Below are 13,065 nucleotides of genomic sequence, written 5' to 3' on the forward strand. Positions count from 1 at the left end.
GGAGCCGGTCTCGCGCCCGGCGCTGGGCGGCATGTCGGGGAAGCGGGTGGAGGCGCGGGGCGGGGGCGGTGCGGCGGACTCGGTGCGCCGGGGCGCGGCGGCACCGACGTTCGCGGCCCCGAGGCTCGGGAAGCGGGGGTGGCTGTGCGCGTTCGGCCTGTGGGAGGACTTCGCGCCGTCCGTACCCGCGGCGGTCCCGGCAGTGGTCGCAGGGCCGGAGGCGGTGGTGCCCGGGGTGTCACGCTCGTCCGTCGCCGCCGGGTCCTCCGGCGCTGCCGGGGGGTGTGACGGACGCGGTGGGGTGGTGGGGCGTGGGGGGAAGGAGGCGCGCTGCGCTTCCGTGCTCATGCACCCCCCGTTTCCTCATGCCCGGGCCGCTCGTCTCGCGCGGGCCGGTGTGCTGCCCGAGGCCCGGCACGGATTCGTCCCGGGCACACATACCCGTACGGACGGAGCGTCATCCCGGCACGGATCTCCGGCCGGCGTCGCCCGCCGTACGTGCGCGTCACTCTACGGCTTGTTCCTGGGCGAACGGGAACCAGTCCACGAGCCCGGGGCATCTGCCCGGAACGTCCCCCTACCCTGCGGTAATCCAGTCTGGCAGGCTGCGTTCATGACTGCGCGCGCCGCCGACCGGGCCCGTTACGACCGGGCCACCGCCCATCTCGACGCCCCTCTCGCGATCGTGGACCTGGAGGCTTTCGACGCCAATGCCGCCGACCTGGTGCGCCGCGCCGGGGGCAAGCCCGTCCGGGTCGCCAGCAAGTCCGTGCGCTGCCGGGCGCTGCTGGAGCGAGTCCTGGCCCGGGACGGTTTCGCGGGGATCATGTCGTTCACCCTCGCCGAGTCGCTGTGGCTGGCCCGGTCGGGGTTCGACGACGTGCTGCTCGCCTACCCGTCCGCCGACCGTGCGGCCTACGCCGAACTCGCCGGTGATCCCAAGCTCGCGGCCGCCGTCACCGTCATGGTCGACGACGTCGCCCAGCTGGATCTGATCGACGCGTCGAGGGGTGGCGGACGCGAAGTCGTGCGCGTGTGCCTGGAGTTGGACACGTCCCTGAAGCTGCTCGGCGGACGCGTGCGGATCGGGGCCCTGCGTTCACCGCTGCACTCCCCCGCCCAAGTCGCCGACGTGGCACGGGCGGTGGCGCGGCGGCCCGGCTTCGAGGTCGTGGGGATCATGGCGTACGAGGGGCATGTCGCCGGTGTCGGGGACGCGCTGGCGGGGCGGCCGCTGCGGTCCCGTGCCATCCGGCTGATGCAGTCCGCCGCCAAGCGTGAACTCGCCGAGCGGCGTGCGGAGGTGGTGCGCGCGGTGCGGGCCGTGGTGCCGGGTCTGGAGTTCGTCAACGGCGGCGGCACCGGTTCGGTGCAGCACACGGCGGCCGAGGACGCGGTGACGGAGATCGCCGCCGGGTCGGGGCTGTACGTGCCGCGCCTGTTCGACAACTACACGTCGTTCAGCGGCCGTCCGGCGGCCCTCTTCGCCCAGCCCGTGGTGCGGCGGCCGGGGGTCGGGGTCGTGACGGTCCTCGGTGGCGGATATCCCGCCTCGGGTGCGGCCGGGGCCGACCGTTCGCCCGTGCCGTATCTGCCCGAGGGGCTGCGCTACGACCCGCAGGAGGGTGCCGGTGAGGTGCAGACGCCGCTGCTCGGCTCGCCCGCCGACGATCTGCTGATCGGGGACAAGGTGTGGTTCCGGCACGCGAAGGCCGGTGAGCTGTGCGAGCGGTTCGACGTGCTGCACCTGGTCGAGGGCGACGCGGTGACGGGGACCGTGCCCACCTACCGCGGCGAGGGGCACACGTTCCTGTAGGCGGTCAGTCCGTCGGGCCGATGCTGCTGCCGACGCCGCCGCCCGTGTCCGCGTCGCCGAACGGGCGGATGCCCTTGGTGATGCGGTCCATGTCGGCGAGCGGCGGGCCGTCCTCGCCGGCGTCGAAGACGTACCGGACGAGGACGGGCGACTCGGTGCCGACGCTGGAGGGGAAGACGAGCGACTGGACGTAGCCGCCCGGCCCCTTGGCGGTCTTGACGCGCCAGCGCACGAGGTACCCGGCGCGGCCCGCCACCGCGACCGGCCCGGACTTGACGACCTGGTGCGACTCCGTGCCCCCGTAGGGCTTGCGGCCGAGCTGGTCGCGGTCGTAGGCCTCGTCGGCCGCCTCGGAGATGTCCGCCTTGGCGAGGGCCTCGGGGGACTTCTCGTCGTTCTCGGTCACCGTGCGGGAGAAGATCATGCCGTGGCGGCACAGGCCCACGCCGCCGGGGCAGTCGTAGGTGCCGTCGGTCGTCATGACGACGTCGTCCTGGGCGACGTACTGGGGGCGGACCCAGCCGTCGAGCAACGGGAACGTGATGCCGTTGAGCTGGTCCTCGACGACCGCGGGGTCGTCGGCGGACGGCTCGGACGTGGACGCCTCGGGAGTCGGCTCCGGCGAGTCCGAGGTGGGCTCGACGGTGGAGGTGGGGGCCGTCCTGGTCTCCGTGCCGCCGCCGTCGCCGCCGCCGAGGGCGACGGCTCCGGTGACGATCGCCGCGACCAGGACGACGCCCGTGGCGGTCAGGGCGACCACCTTCGTGCGGCCGGTGCCGCCACCCGGCGGCGGGGTGGCGGGGGCCTCGTGCGCTCGGCGGTGCTCGGTCCAGGCCGTGCCGTCCCACCAGCGCTGAAGGTGCGGGGCGTGCGGGTCGGGATACCAGCCGGGCGGCGGCGTCATGCTCATCCCGGCACTGTAGGGCGCGAACCCGACCCGCCGGACACCGGCTTACAGGGGTGTGACGTACGCCCCGGCGATCCCGCCGTCGACCAGGAAGTCGGTGGCGTTGATGAAGGAGGAGTCGTCGCTGGCGAGGAAGGCCACGGCGGCGGCGATCTCCTCGGCCTCGGCGAACCGGCCCAGCGGGATGTGCACCAGGCGGCGCGCGGCCCGCTCCGGGTCCTTGGCGAACAGCTCCTGGAGCAGCGGGGTGTTGACCGGACCGGGGCACAGGGCGTTCACGCGGATGCCCTCGCGGGCGAACTGCACTCCCAGTTCGCGGGACATGGCGAGGACTCCGCCCTTGGAGGCCGTGTACGAGATCTGCGAGGTGGCCGCGCCCATCCTGGCGACGAACGAGGCCGTGTTGATGATGGAGCCCCGGCCCTGGCGCCGCATGTAGGGGATGGCGGCCTTGCAGCACAGGTAGACGGAGGTGAGGTTGACCTCCTGGACGCGCTTCCAGGCCTCCAGGCCGGTCTCCAGGATGGAGTCGTCGTCGGGCGGGGAGATGCCGGCGTTGTTGAAGGCGATGTCGACGCTGCCGTAGGTGTCGTAGGCGGTCTGGAAGAGGGCCTCGACCTGCTCGGGGTCGGTGACGTCGACGTTCACGAAGGTGCCGCCGACCTCCTCGGCGGCCGCCTTGCCGCGGGCCTCGTCGACGTCGCCGCAGACGACGTGCGCGCCCTCGGAGGCGAGGCGGCGGACGGCGGCGAGGCCGATGCCGCTGCCGGCTCCGGTGACGACGGCGGTGCGGCCGACCAGGCGGCGGCAGATGTTTTCCTGGGCAGTCACTGTGCGGGGCCCTCCGTGCTGATGAAGACGTTCTTGGTTTCGGTGAAGGCGGCCAGGGCGTCGGGGCCGAGTTCGCGGCCGACGCCGGACTGCTTGTAGCCGCCGAACGGGGTCCAGTAGCGGACGCTGGCATGGGAGTTGACGGACAGGTTGCCGGCGCGGACGGCCTGGGAGACGCGCAGGGCACGGCCGACGTCCCGGGTCCAGATGGAGCCGGAGAGGCCGTAGGGGGTGTCGTTGGCCAGGCGGATCGCGTCCTGCTCGTCGGTGAACGGCAGCAGGACGGCGACGGGCCCGAAGATCTCCTCGCGGGCCGCGGCCGAGTCGGGGCTCTCCCCGGTGAGGACGGTCGGCGGGAACCAGAAGCCGGGGCCCTCGGGCGCGCTGCCGCGCAGGGCCGGGGCGTCGTCGGGCACGAAGCCGCGGACGCGGTCGAGCTGCTGCCGCGAGATCAGCGGGCCCATCTGGGTCTTCTCGTCGGCCGGGTCGCCCACCACCACGGCGGCCAGCGTCTCGGCGAGCAGCTCGCGGACCTCGTCGTAGACGGACTCCTGGACCAGGACGCGGGTGCGGGCGCAGCAGTCCTGGCCGGAGTTGTCGAGGAAGGAGAAGGGGTCGACGGCGCTCTTGAGGTCGGCGTCGGCGAAGACGATGTTGGGGCTCTTGCCGCCGAGTTCGAGGGTGACGGGCTTGACCTGTTCGGCGCCGAGGGCCGCGACGCGCGTGCCGGTCCGGGTGGAGCCGGTGAAGACGATCTTGGCGACTCCGGGGTGCCGGACCAGGGCGTCGCCCGTGATGTCACCGCGTCCCGGCAGGACCTGGAAGAGGTGCTCGGGGAGCCCGGCCTCCAGGGCCAGTTCCGCGAGGCGCAGGGCGGTGAGGGGGGTCGTCTCGGCGGGCTTGAGGATGACGGCGTTGCCGGCCGCGAGGGCAGGGGCGGTGCCCCAGGCGGCGATCGGCATGGGGAAGTTCCAGGGGGCGATCACGCCGACGACGCCGAGCGGTTCGAGGATCGTGACGTTCAGGCCGCCGGGCACCGGGATCTGCCGGCCGGTGAGCCGCTCCACTCCCCCGGCCGCGTAGTCCAGCAGGTCGCGGACGTTGCCGGCCTCCCAGCGGGCGTTGCCGATGAGGTGCCCGGCCTCGCGGACCTCCAGGCGGGCCAGTTCCTCCAGGTGCTCGTCGACGGTGGCCGCGAAGCGGCGCAGCAGCCGGGCGCGGTCGCCGGGGGCGAGGGCGGCCCAGATCCGCTGTGCCCTGGCGGCGTGGGTGACGGCCGCGTCGACGTCGGCCGGGCTCGCCCCGGCGACGGCGGCGACGACCTCCTCGGTCGCGGGGTTCAGTACTTCAAGAAGGTGCTCGGAGGACAAGAGGGGCCTCACAGACGTTCGAAGGAGCGGCGCAGCTCCCAGTCGGTCACCGCGGCGTCGAAGGCGTCCAGTTCGACGCGCGCCATGTTGCGGTAGTGCGCGACGACCTCGTCGCCGAAGGCGGCCCGGGCGATGGGGCTGTTCTCCCAGAGCTCGGCGGCCTCGCGCAGGGTGGTGGGGACGTGGTCCAGGTCGGCGGCGTAGGCGTTGCCGGGGCAGGGCTCGGGGAGCTCCAGCTTCTGCTCGATGCCGTGCAGTCCGGCCGCGACCAGTCCGGCGACGGCGAGGTAGGGGTTGACGTCGCCGCCGGGCAGGCGGTTCTCGAAGCGCAGGGAGCGGCCGTGGCCGACCACGCGCAGCGCGCAGGTGCGGTTGTCCTGGCCCCAGGCGACGGCGGTCGGGGCGAAGGAGCCGGGCTGGAACCGCTTGTAGGAGTTGATGTTGGGGGCATAGAGGAGGGAGAAGTCGCGCAGGGCGGCGAGCTGTCCGGCGAGGAAGTGCCGCATGACCTCGGACATGCCGCCTTCGAGGTCGCCGGCCATGGCGTTGGTGCCGTCGGCGTCGGCGAGCGAGAGGTGGATGTGGCAGGAGTTGCCCTCGCGCTCGTTGTACTTGGCCATGAAGGTGATCGACATGCCCTCCTGGGCGGCGATCTCCTTGGCTCCGGTCTTGTAGACGGAGTGCTGGTCGCAGGTGACCAGGGCGTCGTCGTAGCGGAAGGCGATCTCGTGCTGGCCGGGGTTGCACTCGCCCTTGGCGGACTCGACGGTCAGGCCCGCGCCGGCCATCTCGTTGCGGATGCGGCGCAGCAGGGGCTCGATGCGGCCGGTGCCGAGGACGGAGTAGTCGATGTTGTACTGGTTGGCCGGGGTGAGGCCCTTGTAGCCCGCGTCCCAGGCCTGTTCGTAGGTGTCCTTGAAGACGATGAACTCCAGCTCGGTGCCGACCTGGGCGGTGTAGCCGAGTTCGGCGAGGCGCTCCAGCTGGCGGCGCAGGATCTGGCGGGGGGCGGCGAGGACCGGGGTGCCGTCGTTCCAGGCGAGGTCGGCGTGGAGCATGGCCGTGCCCTCGTTCCAGGGGACGCGGCGCAGGGTGGTGAGGTCGGGGTGCATGGCGAAGTCGCCGTAGCCGGTGTCCCAGGAGGACATCGCGTAGCCGTCGACGGTGTTCATCTCGGTGTCGACGGCGAGGAGGTAGTTGCAGCCCTCGGTGCCGTGCCGCAGGACCTCGTCGAGGAAGAAGCGTGCGGCGAACCGCTTGCCCTGGAGTCGCCCTTGCATGTCGGGGAAGGCCAGGACGACAGTGTCGATCTCACCGCCCGCGACGAGGGTGTGCAGTTCCTCGACGCTCAGCGGGGGTGTGCGGTCTGCCACGGGATGGCCTCCTAGGCTCCTTGGATCCGCTGCCTTGGATCCACCGGGAGCCATAAGGTATTGCCGAGAACCATTGCTTGGGAAGGGGGTACGGCCACATGCCGGAGGAAGCTGACGGCGGCGAGGTGGAGCGCGACGGGCTGACGCCGGTGCTGCGTCCGGTGCGCGCGGGCAACGGCTTCGAGGAGGCGTTGGAGCAGATCCTGCAGGTCGTGCGGCTGGGGCTGGTGCCGGGGGGCGAGCGGCTGCCGGCCGAGCGGGAGCTGGCCGAGCGGCTGGGGATCAGCCGGGTGACGCTGCGCGAGGTGCTGAAGGTGCTCCAGGACCAGGGCCTCGTCGAGTCGCGGCGCGGCCGGTACGGCGGCACGTTCGTGCTGCCGCGCGCCGACACCGTCGGCGAGGACGAGCTGCGGCGCAGGGTCGCCGAGGTCGACATAGAGGACGTGCTGCGCTTCCGGGAGGTGCTGGAGGTGGGTGCGGCCGGGCTGTGCGCGGCGCACGGGCTGGACGAGAAGCAGGCGGACCGGCTCCGCGAGGCCCTGGCGCGCACGCACGACGCGCCGCTCGCCGAGTACCGCCGCCTGGACACGCTGCTGCACCTCACGCTCGCCGAACTGTCCGGCTCCCCCACGCTCACCGCCCAGTACGCGGCAGTCCGCGCGACGGTCAACGACCTGCTCGACGGCATTCCGCTGCTGGTGCGCAACCTGGAGCACTCCCAGCGGCAGCACACCGCCCTGGTGGAGGCCGTGATCGAGGGCGACGCCGACCAGGCACGGGAGATCATGCGCGAGCACTGCGGGGGCACGGCGGCGCTGCTGCGGGGGTTCCTCGGCTGAGCCGGGCGCCGTCGTGGCGCGGTGAGGATTTACGGGCGATTAACGCACGGGTCTTGCCTTCCCCCGTTCGGCACCGCAAAGGTATGGCTCCATTCCATTGGATCGAAGCCCGCTCGTCCCCGTGACCGCCGCCGCCCCGTCGGGAGTCTGCCCATGTCCCAGGAACCCACCGTCACACCCGCCGCCCCGGAGGGCGACGACTATCTGGAACGCAGAACGCTGCGCCGCGGCAGCGCCGGCTGGGTGCTGCTGACCGGCCTCGGCGTCGCCTACGTCGTCTCCGGCGACTACTCGGGCTGGAACTTCGGCCTGGCCGAAGGCGGCTTCGGGGGCCTGGCGATCGCCATGGTGCTCATGGGCGCGATGTACGCGTGCATGGTCTTCGCCCTCGCCGAGCTGTCCTCGATCCTGCCCACGGCGGGCGGCGGCTACGGTTTCGCCCGGCGGGCGCTCGGCCCGTGGGGCGGCTTCCTGACCGGCACGGCGATCCTGATCGAGTACGTCCTCGCCCCGGCCGCCATCGTCATCTTCATCGGCGACTACGTCGAGTCCCTGGGCCTGTTCGGCCTGGAGTCCGGCTGGCCGATGTACCTGGTCTGCTTCGCGATCTTCCTCGGCATCCACCTGTGGGGCGTGGGCGAGGCCCTGCGCTTCAGCTTCGTCGTCACCGGCATCGCCGTGGTCGCCCTGGTCGTGTTCGCGCTGGCGGCACTGCCCGACTTCTCCTTCGCGTCGCTGGACGACATCCCGGTCGACTCGGCCGCCGCCGGGTCGAGCTCCTGGCTGCCGTTCGGCCTGCTCGGCATCTGGGCGGCGTTCCCCTTCGGCATGTGGTTCTTCCTGGGCGTGGAGGGTGTGCCGCTGGCCGCCGAGGAGACCAAGGACCCGGCCCGTACGCTGCCGAAGGCGATCCGCTGGTCGATGGGCATCCTGGTGGTGCTGGCGGTGGTCACGTTCTTCGCGGCGGCCGGGGCACGCGGTTCCGACGCGATCCAGGAGGCGGGCAACCCGCTGGTCGAGGCACTCCAGCCGAACGGCGAGGCGACGACGCTGAGCCGGATCGTGAACTACGCGGGCCTGGCCGGCCTGGTGGCGTCGTTCTTCTCCCTGATCTACGCGGGCTCGCGCCAGCTGTTCGCCCTGTCCCGCGCGGGCTATCTGCCCCGCTTCCTGTCGCTCACCAGCCGCCGCAAGGCGCCGTACCTGGGCCTGCTGGTGCCCGGCACGATCGGCTTCCTGCTGGCGGCGGTCTCCGGCAACGGCGCGCGGATGCTGAACATCGCCGTCTTCGGCGCCACCATCTCCTACGCGCTGATGTCCCTGTCGCACATCGTGCTGCGCCGCAGGGAGCCGGAGCTGGAGCGGCCGTACCGCACGCCGGGCGGCGTGGTGACCTCCTCGGTCGCCCTGGTGCTGGCCTGTGCGGCGCTGGTGGCCACGTTCCTGGTGGACGTGACGGCCGCGTTCATCGCGCTCGTGGTCTACGCCGTGGCCGTCGCGTACTTCGGCCTGTACAGCAGGAAGCGGCTGGTGGCGAAGGCGCCCGAGGAGGAGTTCGCGGCGCTGGCGGCCGCCGAGGCAGAGTTGGCGAGGGACTGAGTCGTCCGAGCGTGAGGGAGTTGTCGTGACCAGGCCGTTGATCGGTGTCAGCACCTACCTGGAGTCCGGTGCGCGCTGGGGCGTGTGGGAGCTGGAGGCCGCGCTGCTGCCGGTCGGCTACCCGCGGCTGGTGCAGCGGGCGGGCGGCCTGGCCGCGATGCTGCCACCGGACGACCCCCGGCACGCCGCGGCTGCCGTGGCCCGGCTGGACGGGCTGGTCATCGCGGGCGGGCCGGATGTGGAGCCGGTGCGGTACGGGGCGGAGCGCGAGCCGCGGACGGGGCCGCCGGCGCCGGAGCGGGACGCGTGGGAGCTGGCGCTGATCGAGGCGGCGCTCTCGGCGGGCGTGCCGCTGCTGGGGATCTGCCGGGGCATGCAGCTGCTGAACGTCGCTCTCGGGGGGACGCTCGTGCAGCACATCGACGGGCACGCGGAGGTCGTGGGCGTCTTCGGGGGGCACGCCGTCAAGCCGGTGCCGGGCAGTCTGTACGCCGGAGTCGTGCCGGAGGAGACGTTCGTGCCGACGTACCACCACCAGGCCGTCGATCGTCTGGGCGAGGGCCTCGTCCCCACGGCGTATGCGGCGGACGGGACGGTGGAGGCGGTGGAACTGCCCTCCGCCGACTGGGTGCTGGGGGTGCAGTGGCATCCGGAGATGGGGGAGGACGTGCGGGTGATGCGGGCGCTGGTGGAGGCGGCTTCCGGCGGCTGACCTCCGGAGGCCTTCGGCACAGGCCGGGGGGCCAGGGGCGGAGCCCCCTGGTCACGGCGCGCCGCTATCCTCGCGTCAGCGACAGCAAGTCCCGTGCAGGCCCGGTAGGGCGATGCCCCGTCGGCCACACCGCCCTCAAGTCCCGCGCCAGGGCCACCCCGTCCACCGGCACCCGCACCAGCCGCCGCATCGCCAGCTCCTCCCCCACCGCCAGCTCACTCAGCACCGCCGGGCCCGCACCGCTCACCGCCGCGGCCTTCACCGCCGTCGTGGAGGACAACTCGATCAGCGGCCGGGCCAGACCACCGAGCGCCGCGTCCAGCACCTGCCGCGTCCCCGAGCCCTTCTCGCGGAGGATCAACGGCGTCGACGCCAGTTCCTCCGCGGCCAGCGACCGCCGCCGCCGGGCCCACGCGTGCCCCGGCGCGGTCACCACTATCAGCCGGTCATGGGCGATGACCGCCGAGTCGAGGCCGGCCGGCACCGACAGCCCCTCCACGAACCCCAGATCCGCCTCGTCCGACAGCAGCCGCTCCGCCACCACCGTCGAGTTCCCCGCGTGCAGCGACACCGCCGTGTCGGGCCGCTGTGCGCGCAGCGCGAGCAGCCAGCCCGGCAGCAGGTACTCGGCGATGGTCATGCTCGCGGCCACCCGCAGCCGGGAGTCGCGACGGACGCGCAGCGCCTGCGCCCCCACGTCGAACGCCTCCGCCGCCTCCACGATCCGCCGCGCCCAGTCCGTCACCAGCGCCCCGGCGTCCGTGAGACGGGACCCGCGGGGCGACCGGTCGACCAGCGCCACGCCGAGCTGCCGCTCCATCGACCGGATCCGGCTGCTGGCCGCGGGCTGGGTGATGCCGAGTTCCCGCGCCGCCCCACCGAGGCTGCCGAGCCGCGCCACCGCCAGCAGCAGCTCCAGGGCGCCCAGATCCGGCACCCGGTGCGCCAGGGCGCCGGAGACCGCCGGCCCTGCCTGCTCATCCGCGTTGCTCATAAACCCAGCTTATGTCGCCATAGAGGCATGGTCCCTGGTGGTGCGCCTCCCCCGGCCCCACCGTGGAGTCATGGTCACCGCAGCCCAGCCCCTCGCGTACCCGCTCTCCGTCCGTCAGCTCGGACCCAACTGGTACGCCACCGTGATGGGCACCGCCGTCGTGGCCACCGCCGGAGCCGCCCTCGCGCCGCACGTCCCGGGGCTGCGCGGCGTGCTCGCGGGGGTGTGGGCCCTCTCGCTCGTCCTGCTCCTGGCGCTGCTCGCGGGACGGGCCGTGCACTGGACCCGGCACCGGGACCAGGCCCGCGCCCACCTCCTCGACCCGGCGACGGCCCCCTTCTACGGCTGCCTCGCCATGGCCCTGCTGGCCGTGGGCGGCGGTGCCCTCACCGTCGGCCGGGACCTGATCGGCCTGCGGGCGGCCGTGGCGCTCGACGCCGCGCTGTTCACCGCCGGTACGGCGACCGGTCTGGCCGCGGCCGTCGCCGTGCCGTATCTGATGTCCGTACGGCATCGCGTGGAGCCGGGGCAGGCCACGCCCGTCTGGCTGCTGCCGCTCGTCGCGCCCATGGTGTCCGCCGCCGTCGGGCCACTGCTGGTGCCGCATCTGCCGCCCGGCCAGGCCCGGGAGACGCTGCTGCTCGTCTGCTTCGCACTGTTCGGGCTCAGCCTGCTCGCGACGCTGGTCATGCTGCCGCTGGTCTTCGCCCGGTCGCTCACCGGCGGGCCGCTGCCCCTCGCCCTCACCCCGACGCTGTTCCTGGTGCTGGGCCCGCTCGGGCAGTCCACCACCGCCGTCGGCGCCTTCGCGGACGTCGCGCCCGGGGTCGTACCGGAGCCGTACAGCGAGGGTTTCGGCGCCCTCGCCGTGCTCTACGGCGTGCCCGTGATGGGGTTCGCGCTGCTGTGGTTCTGCCTGGCCACCGCCCATGTGCTGCGCGCCCTGCGGCGCGGGATGCGGTTCTCGATGACCTGGTGGTCGTTCACCTTCCCGGTCGGCACCTGTGTCACGGGCGCCGAGGCGCTGGGCCGGCACACCGGGCTCATCGCCTACGCGGGTCCGGCGGTCGTGCTGTACGCGGTACTGGTCGTGGCGTGGGGCACCGCCGTCGTGGGCACCGTGCGCGGGCTGCTCAGGGGCGAGCTGCTCGCAGCGCCCGGCCCAGCACCCGCGGCGCCTTGGCCAGTGACGGCCCGTACCACGTCAGGTGCCGTCCGCTGACGAGCGCGCAGGGCAGGCCGGGGAAGGCCTCGGGTCCGTCGTCCGCGGTGAAGCGGTACGGCTCGTCCGGGAGGACCACCACGTCGGGTGCCGAGGCGCGGAGCTCCTCCGGCGCGACGCGCGGGTAGCGGTCGGGGTGCGTCGCGTACAGGTGGTCGACGCCGAGGCGGGCGAGGACATCACCGGCGAAGGTGTCGCGGCCCAGGACCATCCACGGCCGGCGCCAGATCGGCACGACCGCCGTTCGCCGTGCCCCGGGCTCCGGCAGGGACGACCAGGTCCGCTCCGCCTCGTCCAGCCAGCGCGGGCGGGCCGTCACCCCGCAGGCGTCCAGCACCCGGGCCAGTTCCCGGAAGGCCTGCGGCACGTCGCGGATCTCCGTCACCAGGACCTCGACGCCCGCCGCGCGCAGGGCCGCGAGGTCGGGCGCGCGGTTCTCCTCCTCGTTGGCGATCACCAGATCGGGCGCGAGGGAGACGATCCGGTCGGTCTTCGGGTTCTTCGTGCCGCCGACGCGTACGACGTCCAGGCCGGGGGGATGCGTGCACCAGTCGGTCGCGCCGGCCAGGGTTGCGGGCGCCGACCGGGCCACGGCCTCGGTCAGCGACGGGACCAGCGAGACGACCCTCACCGGCGTGGCCGGTCCCGGACCGCCTCGATGTGCTCCGCCACGGCGACGACGATCACGCGGGTGTCCGACTCGGCGGCCCGCCAGCGATGCCGTACGCCGCCGGTCAGGTACAGGGTGTCGCCACGGCCGAGGCGGTAGGCGCGGCCCTCCGCCTCGATCTCCACCGCGCCGTCGGCGACGTACATCAACTGGTCGTTGCGGTACTGGAATTCACGGCCCGCGTCATGGTCGCCGATGAACTCGGAGGCGTGCATCTGATGGTGGCCGCGGACCAGCGAGCGGGTCCGGGGCTGGGGCTGCGGCTCAGTGTCGTCGGCGCGGACGACGTCCACGCTGCACGCCGGGTCGGCCGCGGCGAGGAGTTCCACGGCGGTGGTGCGCAGGGCGTCGGCCACCTTCTCCAGGGAACTGGTGCTGGGCCGGGCCCGGTCGTTCTCGATCTGGCTCAGGAACGGGACCGACAGACCGCTGCGCGCGGCCACGACGGCGAGGGTGAGCTCCAGCGCGCGGCGCCGCCGGCGCACGGCCGCGCCCACCCGAAGGGGTTGCTCTTTGTGGTCGCCCATCGCTCCGGCTCCCTCCTTCGCCCGTCGGTCCGCGCCCCGTGCGGCGGTGTCCCGGCGCACTGCTTCTGTTGAGTTGTCTGCACCCTACGCATGTTCGGCAAACCGTTTCATGCGCCCGTCACATCGACGTCATACGGGACGGTGCACGACCTCACACTTCGCGCCAGGGGATCCCCCGCCGAAGGGGGCGGGGCAGGCCGTCCTC

Annotated in this window: 12 protein-coding genes and 1 pseudogene; 5 read left to right on the forward strand and 8 right to left on the reverse strand. The window is 73.2% G+C overall.

The genetic code is table 11. The annotated features are described in order from the left end of the window. Positions 1–348: pseudogene (locus tag AB0G20_RS27270) on the reverse strand (hypothetical protein); the annotation flags it as partial. Between the two features lie 265 nt (positions 349–613). Here AB0G20_RS27270 and AB0G20_RS27275 point away from each other — a divergent pair. Further along, positions 614–1,816, forward strand: coding sequence for an amino acid deaminase/aldolase (locus tag AB0G20_RS27275; RefSeq protein WP_361306768.1), 1,203 nt, complete (start codon positions 614–616; stop codon positions 1,814–1,816). Between the two features lie 4 nt (positions 1,817–1,820). On the opposite strand, the gene AB0G20_RS27280 is transcribed toward AB0G20_RS27275, so the two are convergent. From AB0G20_RS27280 to AB0G20_RS27295, 4 genes are read right to left on the reverse strand one after another with little or no spacing between them, the layout of a single operon-like run. After that, a complete protein-coding gene (locus AB0G20_RS27280; protein ID WP_361306882.1) occupies positions 1,821–2,720 on the reverse strand; it encodes a DUF2510 domain-containing protein in 900 nt (299 codons plus the stop codon). Positions 2,721–2,768: 48 nt separating this feature from the next. After that, on the reverse strand, positions 2,769–3,554 hold the full coding sequence (locus AB0G20_RS27285; RefSeq protein ID WP_361306769.1) for a 3-oxoacyl-ACP reductase: 786 nt from the start codon (positions 3,552–3,554) through the stop codon (positions 2,769–2,771). Beyond that, positions 3,551–4,924 carry an aldehyde dehydrogenase family protein gene (locus AB0G20_RS27290; protein WP_361306770.1) on the reverse strand — a complete coding sequence of 458 codons (1,374 nt, stop codon included), beginning with the start codon at positions 4,922–4,924 and terminating at the stop codon, positions 3,551–3,553. Before AB0G20_RS27290 ends, AB0G20_RS27285 begins: the two co-directional genes overlap by 4 nt. 8 nt (positions 4,925–4,932) lie before the next feature. Further along, positions 4,933–6,297 carry a glutamine synthetase family protein gene (locus AB0G20_RS27295; RefSeq protein WP_361306771.1) on the reverse strand — a complete coding sequence of 455 codons (1,365 nt, stop codon included), beginning with the start codon at positions 6,295–6,297 and terminating at the stop codon, positions 4,933–4,935. A gap of 98 nt (positions 6,298–6,395) precedes the next feature. Between AB0G20_RS27295 and AB0G20_RS27300 the strand changes: the two genes are divergently transcribed. From AB0G20_RS27300 to AB0G20_RS27310, 3 genes are all read left to right on the forward strand, one after another. Continuing rightward, the gene (locus AB0G20_RS27300) at positions 6,396–7,136 is read left to right on the forward strand and encodes an FCD domain-containing protein (RefSeq protein ID WP_361306772.1); all 741 of its coding nucleotides are present in this window, start codon (positions 6,396–6,398) and stop codon (positions 7,134–7,136) included. A gap of 153 nt (positions 7,137–7,289) precedes the next feature. Further along, a complete protein-coding gene (gene eat / locus AB0G20_RS27305) occupies positions 7,290–8,735 on the forward strand; it encodes an ethanolamine permease (RefSeq protein ID WP_361306773.1) in 1,446 nt (481 codons plus the stop codon). A gap of 37 nt (positions 8,736–8,772) precedes the next feature. Beyond that, positions 8,773–9,447 (forward strand): gamma-glutamyl-gamma-aminobutyrate hydrolase family protein, encoded by a 675-nt coding sequence (locus tag AB0G20_RS27310; RefSeq protein WP_361306884.1) that lies wholly within the window; start codon positions 8,773–8,775, stop codon positions 9,445–9,447. Positions 9,448–9,511: 64 nt separating this feature from the next. Here the strand turns inward: AB0G20_RS27310 and AB0G20_RS27315 are convergent, their stop codons facing one another. Beyond that, complete coding sequence (locus AB0G20_RS27315) at positions 9,512–10,441, reverse strand: LysR family transcriptional regulator (RefSeq protein ID WP_361306774.1); 930 nt, start codon at positions 10,439–10,441, stop codon at positions 9,512–9,514. Positions 10,442–10,511: 70 nt separating this feature from the next. Here AB0G20_RS27315 and AB0G20_RS27320 point away from each other — a divergent pair, with 70 nt between their 5' ends. Then, on the forward strand, positions 10,512–11,663 hold the full coding sequence (locus tag AB0G20_RS27320; protein ID WP_361306775.1) for a TDT family transporter: 1,152 nt from the start codon (positions 10,512–10,514) through the stop codon (positions 11,661–11,663). Here AB0G20_RS27320 and AB0G20_RS27325 read toward each other — a convergent pair. Beyond that, positions 11,575–12,294 (reverse strand): helical backbone metal receptor, encoded by a 720-nt coding sequence (locus AB0G20_RS27325; RefSeq protein WP_361306776.1) that lies wholly within the window; start codon positions 12,292–12,294, stop codon positions 11,575–11,577. The two genes, AB0G20_RS27320 and AB0G20_RS27325, sit on opposite strands and share 89 nt — an antisense overlap. After that, a complete protein-coding gene (locus tag AB0G20_RS27330; protein WP_361306777.1) occupies positions 12,291–12,860 on the reverse strand; it encodes an XRE family transcriptional regulator in 570 nt (189 codons plus the stop codon). The genes AB0G20_RS27325 and AB0G20_RS27330 overlap by 4 nt, the downstream gene beginning before the upstream one ends. Between the last annotated feature and the right edge of the window lie 205 nt (positions 12,861–13,065).

The organism is Streptomyces sp. NPDC024017 (genome assembly GCF_040638895.1).
Classification (GTDB): Bacteria; Actinomycetota; Actinomycetes; order Streptomycetales; family Streptomycetaceae; genus Streptomyces.